The organism is Deferribacterota bacterium, from assembly GCA_034189185.1.
Classification (GTDB): domain Bacteria; phylum Chrysiogenota; class Deferribacteres; order Deferribacterales; family UBA228; genus UBA228.
On record JAXHVM010000090.1, the window covers coordinates 1 to 7,094 of the forward strand.

The following is a 7,094-nucleotide window of genomic DNA, read 5'->3' on the forward strand; positions in this document are numbered from 1 at the left end:
AATAAACCACTCATACCAATAGCATCTGGTTTGATCTCTCTATATTTTTTACACATTTCTTCGACAGGCACTTTTATACCAAGATTATGTACTTCATATCCATTATTTGATAAAATAATATCAACTAGGTTTTTACCAATATCATGTACATCGCCCTTTACAGTTGCCAAAAGGATTGTGCCTTTTTTTTGTTCCTTCTTCTTTTCCAAATATGGTTCTAAATATTTTATTGACATCTTCATTGTTTCTGCAGATTCAAGTACAAAGGGTAAAAGTATTTTGCCCTCGCCAAAAAGCCTTCCTACCTCCTTCATTGCCTCCAGTAATATATTATTTATTATTTCAATTGCAGCATACTTTTCTAATAATCTCTGCAGTATTTTTTCTATGTCAATTTTATCGCCCTTTAAAATTTTTTCTTTTATAAGCTCTTCATCACTCATATTTTTACTAATCTTAGTATCAAAGTAACCAGCATTATCTGAGAAATACTTAATAAAATTTGTTAGACTATTCTCTTCGCCATATATTAAGTCTAAGCATAACCTTCTTTTCTCATCATCTATATTTGCTATAGGGATTATCTTTTTTGGATCTATTATAGCCATATCTAAACCGGCATCTATTGCCTCTTTTAAAAAAATACTATTTAGATAAGGCCTCGAATTCTTAGATAGACCAAAGGAAATATTGCTAACACCTAAAATTGTATTTACTGCCGGCAATTCTTTTTTAATTAGTTTTAACGCATTTAACGTTTCAACACCAGCAAACCTCAAGGATTTATCCCCTGCCCCAATTGAAAAGGTAAGTGGATCAATTATTAAATCCTCTGATTTATAACCATAAAAATTTACCCATTTATCATATATTCTTTTTGCGATACTCAACTTTTTATCAGCCTTTAGTGCCATCCCTTCTTCATCAATACAAAGACCTATCATAACAGCTGGGAGATACCTAATTATCTCAAAAACTTTTTTTAACTTATCTCCACCATCTTCAAAATGAACAGAATTTATAATTGGCTTACCTGCATAGCTTTTTAAAGCCGTCTCAATAGCATCAGGATTTGTTGAATCAATACAAATTGGCTTTATTATATTTTTATTTGCTAAAGATACTATTTTTTCTAAATCATCTATTTCGTTACGCCCTGGGTATGCAACTGAAATATCTAAGAAGTGTGCATAATCTTCCTCTTTTTTTAAAAATTGTAACATTGAATCATAATCATCATTTAATAATAAGTTCCTAAATATTTTACTACCATTAACATTTCCTCGCTCAGCTATAATAGCTGGAGGGGGTTCCTGCCTTAAAGTAGATATATTGAATAGGCTGCTACCCTTTCCAATATAGGGTATTTTCTTTATTCCTCTTCTTTTATATTGCTCAATAATACTATTTAACTCTTTTATATACTCAGGTGTAGTTCCACAACAACCTCCTACAATATCAACAAAAGATTTATCGCATAGACTCTCTATAATTTTTGCAAAATCCTTAGAAGATAAATCATAAACCAATTTACCGTCTACATTTTTAGGTAACCCAGCATTTGGAATAACCGATATAAGTCTAGACCATTTATTATTTAACTCATTTAATGGGCTTATCATCTTATCAGGACCAAAGGAACAGTTAAAACCCAATGATATTATTGGAAAACATTCTGCTAATGAAACAATAGCGTCGATATTTGAACCTAAAAGCATATACCCATTATCCTGCAAAGAAACAGACAACATAACATAGATGTTTGAATTATGTTTTTTTAGTGTTGTAAATGTAGCAAACAGCGCTGCCTTTACTTGGAGTAGATCCTGGGCTGTTTCAATTAAGATTAAATCTGCTGATGCATCAATAAAAGCCTCTATTTGTGGCCTATATGCATCCTGGAGTTCATCAAAGGTTATCTGTTTTAAACTTGGTAACTTATTGGTTGGTCCAATTGATGCTGCCACAAATTTCCCATATTTATTTGCTGCCTCTTTTGCAATCTTAACAGCCTCAAAATTAATTTTATAGCATTCCTTTTCAAGAGAATACTCACTTAATATTACCTTGTTAGCCCCAAAGGTATTTGTTTCAATTACATCTGCACCTGCATCTAAAAAAGATTTATGAATATCATAGATTATTTCAGGTGCAAATATATTCAAATACTCGTTACAACCCTGATATTTTTCATCTATTCCATTCGGAATATTAATATTTTGCAAGGAGGTGCCCATCGCACCATCAAATAGTATTATCTTATCTGAATTTAATAAATTCTCAAAATGCATATCACAATATAATATTAAATCATTTGAAAATAACAACTTTTAATTTAAAATGGATGCTAAAACAATCAATTTATAATTCTTTAGAACTTCCTAGTTACATGTTCATGTAGTTAAAAATTACATATTCTTTTGCTAACCATAGTGCAGAACGGCCAAAATCAATAAATTTTTTCTCATCTTCAAGAAAAAAACTGAAGGCTTTCTGTCCTTCTGGTGTAGTAATGGCCTCAAGCAATGCATTATGCTCAAACCAAAGCTCAGCGTGCCCTGTAAAGGGCTCATCTACAACCCTCCGAGCTTGTCCAAGCATTGGCCCCAATTCATCCTTCAGCCGATGAACCTGAATATATCTTAAGATCGCTGCTGTTAAGGCATGTTGCCGAACTTTAGGGCCATGAGTACATAGCCAGTAGAATTGAGCTTGGTCTAAGGTGAGCGTCTTCAAATGACGCAAGGGGTAGTAAAGTTTAAGCACATTATTATCAGGTGAAGCAAAAATATTCTCTCCAGCTGGATTAACTTGCGGAATTTCATAAGCCAGCCACAAGGGAGACCTGGAGTGATCAATAAATACCTTCTCATCTTCAAGAAGCTTACTTGCAGCAAATTGTCCCTCCTGTGATTGAAACGCTGCCACCAAATCCTCCATACTATTCCACCACAACTCTGCTACCCCATCATAAGGTCCCATAGTGCCACGTTGTTGAGAAAATATATGATTTAATTCATCATCAATTGTATGAAGTTGAATGTACTTCTGTACCTTCAAAGCCTCACGATGCTTGGCAACAAGTGTACCATGATTATTGAGCCAGTATTCATAAAATTTATCAGATGCAATATCCTCCCGTTTTTTTAGAACAAATTCTAAACGAATCATTTTTACTCCAGTTTACTTGTTAATACTTGTAAATTCAATATCCCCGTATGATAAGGCCTCAATATATAATATGAGTTCGCTAAATATTTCTTTCTTTACCCTCCCAGTATTTCTGTCTGACGAGTTTTTTATCATACTTACCCACAGGAGTCCGTGGTATCTGCTCTACAAACTCAATCTTTTTAGGTCTTTTATAAGCTGAAAGTCTTTGCCTACAAAACTGGATAAGATCTTCCTCAGTAATTTCTTTATCTGGAGCTTTCACAACAACAGCACACACAGCTTCACCCCACTTCTCATCGGGAATTCCAATAACAATCACCTCTTTGACTGCCGGATGTTGAGATAAAACATGTTCTACTTCAGCGGAATAAACGTTCATCCCACCACTAATGATCATATCCTTTTTTCGATCCACCAGGTATATAAAGCCATCTTCATCTATCTTTGCCATATCTCCCGTATATAACCAACCATTAATTATAGTCTTTTTCGTTTCCTCAGGCTGCCGCCAATAGCCTTTCATCATATGCGGTCCCCTTGTGATAATCTCGCCAGGGGTATCGATTCCCACTTCATTTCCATTATCATCAACCACTTTTACCTGTGACATTAGTATTGGCATTCCACAGGAAGAAAGACGCTTTTTTTTGTTTTGTTGAATTGCTTCAATATGCTGACTTTTACTTAAGACTGTCGTCTGATTGGCAACCTCCATTTGCGAATAAGCCTGAAGAAAGATTGGACCCAATTCCTCGATAGCCTCCTCTAGTCGCCTGGGCGATATAGGAGCAGCGCCGTAAACAATTGTTCTTAAACTGGACAAATCGTAATTTTTTCTAGCTGGATGATCTAGAAATGTATATATCATTGTAGGAACCATGAATGTCTCTGTCACTTTTTCTTTTTCAATGGCCTGAAATACCTTTTCGGGATCAAATCCATCCATTATGAGAACACGTCCACCTCTAAGCAGGCAAGATGGCACCAAAAATCCAGCTGAATGTGGCAATGGAGCAGTCTGAAGCATAACTTCACCTTCAAATATCTCCATTTCTAAAATCTGACTATAAATAATACTAACATAAGACTTATGCGTGTGCATCACACCTTTTGGTGCTCCAGTTGTGCCGCCAGTATACATTATTGCAATCAAATCTTCCTGATTAACTAAGCCTTCAGGCGTCTGACTAGGGGATTCTGATATTAATTTATAAAAATCAATGACAGGCTGCGAGAGAAACTCTTTATCCTCTGTTATAGCAACAATAAACTCAATGGACTCATAATCCTGAAAAAAAAGACCACATTTATTATAAAAATAATCGTCCAATATCACGGCTCTAGCACCAGAATCTTTTAGCCGGTACTCAATATCCTCCTTAACCTGCATTTTATTAATTGGAATTTTTATTAAACCAATTTTTGCTGTGGCAATGTCTGCATAAATCCACTCAATGCAGTTAACGCACATTACCACAACCCGATCTCCTTTTTGCAAGCCCAGTGAAGATAATCCGTTAGCCAATTTATTCACTGTAGAATGTACCTCGGAATATAAGTAATTCCGGCCATTAATCGTAAATGCAGTCTTATCCTTGTATTTTCTAAAAGCTTTATCTATCAAATTTCCAAAACTTGTCTCTAACATAATTAACAAACCTACTTCTACAAGCTGATATCTATTATTATCTTACTTTCAAAATGATCTACTTAACTTTTTCAAGTATATGAATGCACATAGCAGCTTCTTCAACACCAATATTGCCTCCGCCATTTTCAGCAAGAGCAAGTCTAGCACCTTCAACCTGGCGTTTGCCAGCCTCACCTCTTAACTGAAGACCTAGCTCATATATCTGCGCTAAACCCGAAGCCCCAATAGGATGGCCCCGACATTCCAAGCCTCCACTCGTATTGACTGGTTTTTCACCGCCTAAGGTAGTCGCACCAGATTCTGCATAAGGCCCACCTTCACCAAGCTTACAAAAACCCATTGCTTCAGTCTGATGTAATTCACCATATGCAGTTGCATCGTGCAATTCAGCAATGTTTATATCTTCTGGTCCCACTCCCGCTTGATTGTACGCCTGCCTGGCCAAACGTTCACCGATATCTTCATCATCCATATTTCTATCCCTTCCTGAACCATGCACAGAGGCTCTTATCTTTATTGGTCGAGCGTTTTTTAATTTTTTTAAAAACTCCTTGGAACAAATAATTGCCGCAGCTGCTCCATCTCCAACAGGGGCACACATCGCCCGGGTTAAAGGATAGGAAATGAGCTTGTCATTCATTACTTCCTCTACTGTCATTTCTTTTTGATATTGAGCAAGTGGATTAAGAGAGCCATGCCAATGATTTTTAGAGCTAATTTTAGCCATCTGTTGTTGAGTAGAACCAAACTTGCTCATATGCCAGGCAGCCATCATTGCGTAGGCATCCATAAAAATGCTCCTGCCCTGGCCAGGGGGTGTCTGGCCTTCTGGGATATCAATTTGAAAAGAATTCTTTATTTTCTCCATCATTTTGATTTGCTTGTCGAAATTTTCAACATCCATACAGGTAGCATAAGCAGTTAGCGATTTAGTCTTATCAGGATGGGTTATCTTTTCTGAGCCAACAACCAACGCACAATCATACATTCCCGCCAAAACCCCGGTATAAGCTAGATGCAGTGCTGTAGATGCACCAGCGCAAGCATTTTCTACATTAGCAACTGGAATCTTGTCGATTCCCATAGACCTGAGCACAACTTGACCCCGAATAGAATGCTGGTTGGAAAACATTCCCCAAAAGGTATTTGAAAAAAAAGCTGCCTGGAGATCAGATTTTTTCAATTCTGCATCGTTTAATGCCTTGTTAATCGATTCATGCGCCATATCTCTAACATCCCTATCTGGATATTTGTTAAAACGAATCATACCAAGCCCTATAATATAAACATCATTCATAATAGTAATCTCCTTCTAATAATTAGTGTTAAAATTATATTTATATAAATTTGTTTTACAAGTTAAAGTTAGAAAGGCAGGAGAACTCCCCTATCACCTGAGTCATAGAACCTTTTAAGGAGTCTATTCCCTGCCTCTTACATTCTCTTAATTTTTTATTTATGACCATCAGTCTCCGCGTGGATAATTTTCAACGATCTTGTGACCACCAGCAATTGCTAAAATATCATTTACACCGTCTTCGGTAAGCATTGCACGCGTATCTCTAAAGAGCTTTTCTACAAGATATCCTTTTGCCATACCATAGCCTCCAAATATCTGGACAGCATCATGTGCTACGCTAAAAGCAGCTTCCGTGCCATGAACTTTAGCCATCAATGAATATTCCTCTGCCGGTGTTGTGGTATTTTGGTTAAAAATATAGGCAGCGCGGCTAATAAGTCGAGCAGTCTCGACCTTGGTCTGCATGTGAAACAATTTTGTTTGTATGGTTTGGTGCTCTTTAATAAGTTTACCTCCCTGCACGCGGTTTCTTGTATAATCTACCGCTTCCTCTAAAGCTGCCCTAGCAGAACCAGCACCTAAAAGTCCCATAAAGGCAGTTGTTGTTGAAAGTACGATTTCACATAATGCCTCATAGCCTTCAGGGCCAATAACAAGGTATTTTTTAGGTACTCGAACATTATCAAAAAAGATTTCACCCTGGTTTAAATCCCTTTGTCCCAACTTATTGAGTGGTGCACCTTTTGTAACACCTGGCAAATCCGAGGGTACAATTAAAATCCCACTGCCTGCATGACCCTTGCTCTTATCCATCTGAGTAAACAGAGCTATATGCGTAGCAATCGTACCACAGGAAACCCAGGAGGATTTTTGACCGTTAACGACATAAGCATCTCCATCATCAGTTATCGTACAATCAGCAGGGATGCTGCTATCAGAAAATTGAGGATGATATGGTAAAAGTGTATC

5 protein-coding genes are annotated in these 7,094 nt (G+C 36.8%); all 5 read right to left on the reverse strand.

Annotated features, from left to right (window positions below):
• Positions 1 to 2,291, reverse strand: a 2,291-nt coding sequence (locus SVN78_06975; GenBank protein ID MDY6821346.1) for a homocysteine S-methyltransferase family protein, incomplete at its 3' end; no start/stop codon positions are given.
• 94 nt (positions 2,292 to 2,385) lie between these two features.
• Positions 2,386 to 3,171, reverse strand: coding sequence for an EthD domain-containing protein (locus tag SVN78_06980; GenBank protein MDY6821347.1), 786 nt, complete (start codon positions 3,169 to 3,171; stop codon positions 2,386 to 2,388).
• 79 nt (positions 3,172 to 3,250) lie between these two features.
• Complete coding sequence (locus SVN78_06985) at positions 3,251 to 4,822, reverse strand: long-chain-fatty-acid--CoA ligase (GenBank protein MDY6821348.1); 1,572 nt, start codon at positions 4,820 to 4,822, stop codon at positions 3,251 to 3,253.
• Positions 4,823 to 4,880: 58 nt separating this feature from the next.
• Positions 4,881 to 6,122: a thiolase family protein gene (locus tag SVN78_06990; GenBank protein ID MDY6821349.1), complete on the reverse strand. Its 1,242-nt coding sequence runs from the start codon at positions 6,120 to 6,122 to the stop codon at positions 4,881 to 4,883.
• Between the two features lie 168 nt (positions 6,123 to 6,290).
• On the reverse strand, positions 6,291 to 7,094 hold an 804-nt coding region (locus SVN78_06995), incomplete at its 5' end, for an acyl-CoA dehydrogenase (GenBank protein ID MDY6821350.1).

What these genes read in the sequence shown, in the direction of transcription:
- SVN78_06985 (MDY6821348.1), bottom strand. Translation starts at nt 4,822, where the DNA reads ATGTTAGAGACAAGTTTTGGAAATTTGATAGATAAAGCTTTTAGAAAA.
- SVN78_06990 (MDY6821349.1), bottom strand. Translation starts at nt 6,122, where the DNA reads ATGAATGATGTTTATATTATAGGGCTTGGTATGATTCGTTTTAACAAA.
- SVN78_06980 (MDY6821347.1), bottom strand. Translation starts at nt 3,171, where the DNA reads ATGATTCGTTTAGAATTTGTTCTAAAAAAACGGGAGGATATTGCATCT.